Origin of the sequence: Streptomyces millisiae (assembly GCF_031845425.1) — a bacterium.
GTDB lineage: Bacteria > Actinomycetota > Actinomycetes > Streptomycetales > Streptomycetaceae > Streptomyces > Streptomyces millisiae.
This window is the reverse complement of sequence record NZ_JAVREM010000333.1, coordinates 1-438: the sequence shown is the minus strand read 5'-3', so window position 1 is coordinate 438 and position 438 is coordinate 1. Positions and strand designations below refer to the sequence as shown.

Below are 438 nucleotides of genomic sequence, written 5' to 3'. Positions count from 1 at the left end.
GCGGGCCGGACTCGTCGGCGAAGACCGGTGACCCGTCCTCGCCAAGTAGCGAGATATGGATGTGGCAGCTGTTGCCCTCGCGTTCATCGAATTTCGCCATGAACGTCAGGCTCTTGCCGTGCTGGTCGGCGATCTCCTTGGCACCGTTCTTGTAGATGGTGTGGTTGTCACAGGTGCTGCGGGCATGGTCATAGCGGAACGCGATCTCCTGCTGACCCAGGTTGCACTCCCCCTTGACGCCCTCGCAGTACAGCCCGGCGCCCTCCATGCCGAGACGGATGTCGCGCAGCAACGGCTCCATCCGGGTGGATGCCATCATGGCGTAGTCGACGTTGTAGTCGGTGGCCGGTGTCAGGTTGCGGTATCCCGCGGCCCAGGCCTCGCGGAATGTGTTGTCGAACACCATGAATTCGAGCTCCGTACCGACGTACGGCACCA

General features: G+C 62.6%; 1 pseudogene. It reads right to left on the bottom strand.

From position 1 onward, the window contains the following. Positions 1–438: pseudogene (locus RNC47_RS36940) on the bottom strand (glutamine synthetase); the annotation flags it as partial.